At 32.7% G+C, this 2,565-nt stretch carries 1 protein-coding gene, 1 pseudogene and 1 CRISPR repeat array; of the genes and pseudogenes, one reads left to right on the top strand and one right to left on the bottom strand.

Translation table 11 applies throughout. The features are described from left to right. Nucleotides 1-44: 44 nt before the first annotated feature. Nucleotides 45-1,597: a CRISPR direct-repeat array (repeat unit 29 nt; unit sequence GTTTTATCTGAACTATGTGGGATAGAAAC). A gap of 314 nt (nucleotides 1,598-1,911) precedes the next feature. Continuing rightward, the gene (locus ACYQZV_RS08955) at nucleotides 1,912-2,283 is read left to right on the top strand and encodes a hypothetical protein (RefSeq protein WP_459895268.1); all 372 of its coding nucleotides are present in this window, start codon (nucleotides 1,912-1,914) and stop codon (nucleotides 2,281-2,283) included. 3 nt (nucleotides 2,284-2,286) lie between these two features. Here ACYQZV_RS08955 and ACYQZV_RS08950 read toward each other — a convergent pair. Further along, a pseudogene (locus ACYQZV_RS08950) lies at nucleotides 2,287-2,565 on the bottom strand (hypothetical protein); the annotation flags it as partial.

Below are 2,565 nucleotides of genomic sequence, written 5' to 3'. Positions count from 1 at the left end.
ATAGAAACCTATCATCTCTGATGGCATGTGTGTTTTCTCAGCAAGTTTTATCTGAACTATGTGGGATAGAAACTGTATGGTAAGGTTTTTTGATTATCCTTGATGGCTACCAGTTTTATCTGAACTATGTGGGATAGAAACATACACAAGCTTGACTGGTAAGACCTACCTATTTAAGCGTTTTATCTGAACTATGTGGGATAGAAACATAATATAGACTATTTAACCGCATTGGAAGGACAAAGTTTTATCTGAACTATGTGGGATAGAAACTTTTTTAAGTTAGCTAAAAAGTATGACTGGAACGTTGTTTTATCTGAACTATGTGGGATAGAAACCTTGCCAAACTCTGAAGCAATTTTAATTTTAGAGCTTCGTTTTATCTGAACTATGTGGGATAGAAACTGCAGTGGCGACTACATTATAGCCTAAGCTATAATGGTTTTATCTGAACTATGTGGGATAGAAACGTTCTTTCTTGCCCTGATGTTGATGCTAAACCTCAACCGTTTTATCTGAACTATGTGGGATAGAAACTTTACAAAAGAACCCGCAGGTATTTCCTCAGAAACAGGTTTTATCTGAACTATGTGGGATAGAAACCCTTTTAAAAAATTGAAAAAATAATGCCTGCCTTACCCGTTTTATCTGAACTATGTGGGATAGAAACGGTACGTTGTTTATAATCGCATGTTCTACATTACTGGTGTTTTATCTGAACTATGTGGGATAGAAACAAAACAACGCCCCTATTAACCCGATGATGAAGTTTAAAGTTTTATCTGAACTATGTGGGATAGAAACTACATAGCAGAATTTACCTATGCTTTGTTATTACAAATAGTTTTATCTGAACTATGTGGGATAGAAACCAATTGGTATGGTTTGAAGTTCATTGTACGCTTCAATAAGTTTTATCTGAACTATGTGGGATAGAAACATGGTATTAGCCATTTCAGTTTTACCAACCCCTGTCTGTTTTATCTGAACTATGTGGGATAGAAACATGGTATTAGCCATTTCAGTTTTACCAACCCCTGTCTGTTTTATCTGAACTATGTGGGATAGAAACTTTGGCCGTCTTTTTTCTTCAAGATTTTCTTGTATTGGTTTTATCTGAACTATGTGGGATAGAAACTAGAGTTGCTAAGCAAAGGATTAAGGAGTTGCTAAGGTTTTATCTGAACTATGTGGGATAGAAACTATCTTATCTATCTCTTCATAAACAATTTCTAACTTTGTTTTATCTGAACTATGTGGGATAGAAACTAAACTTTGCTGATACATATTGAAACAATAGAGTTTGTTTTATCTGAACTATGTGGGATAGAAACAGGGTTTAGCTAAAAAAATCCAATTCACACGCTAATAGTTTTATCTGAACTATGTGGGATAGAAACTAACTTTAAAGTTAGGGTCAGAATAATTACCAAATCTGTTTTATCTGAACTATGTGGGATAGAAACGAGATTTAATGGGAGGAATTTAGGAGGGTTAGTGTTAGTTTTATCTGAACTATGTGGGATAAAAACAGGAATAACTCACGAGTATGAAGTTTGCGTCCTTGTGTTTTATCTGAACTATGTGGGATAGAAACGCGGTTATTAATAATAACCCTAACTTCCAATTCCAATTTTAAACCCTAGACCCCCCCATCCTAAGCTGAAAGTCTATACAAGTTATTTTTCTCTTTAGGCATGGCGTAGTGTTTACTATCCTTTCATCAGATGTTAATATAAATTTGATTATGTTAGCAATATAGTAAAAGCATTGATATATATTGTTTTTGCAGAATTGGTAAATATGATTTAATACGTATATACATTTATATTTGCAATTTAATTACAATTTAATTACGTGTATATACACTCAGTAGTGCAAAATATATACATTTGATATAAAATTTATAACATGGAGAAGAAAACGAAAAATTATAGGTTGTCCGATGAGACAATAGCGGAGATAAAAGATATATCTAATATGTTAAATATTACAGAAACTGAGGTAGTTACAAGAGCTGTTCACATGTATTATCTTAGCGTTAAAAATGAAGAGCAAAATTTTATAAATGGAGCTATAGTTCCGTTGGCTCAATATCAAGAAGTACGAGATAGGTTAGAGCAAGTTATATATAGGTTAGGTGAGGCTCAGGGTGAAATAAAAGAAAAAGATAAGATTATACAAGCTAAAGAGGAAGTTATCCAATTTTTAAAAGATCAACTAAATAAGCAAAACGAGAAGCTTGAAAATAGAAAAAGATGGTGGAGATGGTGGTCTAGTTAATATTCAGATTTTCTCTAACAATCTTCCAAACTCTTCAATAGAGCCTATTGTTTTAGCTTGATTTTTTAGATAATCTAAGAAATCTATATCATCTATTTGTTTAAGCTGATTTGTTATATCACTTAAATCTGTATTTGGGAATCTAAGAGATAGTATGTCAATTATAGCTTCTATCTTGCCTTCTATTTTCCCTTCTATCTTACCTTCTATCTTACCTTCTATTCTACCTTTTTGTATACCTATTAGTTCTCCTTTTTGAATACCTCTTTCCTCACCGTATCT

The organism is Hydrogenobaculum acidophilum (genome assembly GCF_054656715.1).
The sequence above is the reverse complement of the archived record's forward strand: the minus strand, read 5'-3'. Positions and strand labels throughout refer to the sequence as shown.

Excerpts from the sequence above, each read along its gene's own strand:
- ACYQZV_RS08955 (WP_459895268.1), top strand. The coding sequence starts at position 1,912 with ATGGAGAAGAAAACGAAAAATTATAGGTTGTCCGATGAGACAATAGCG.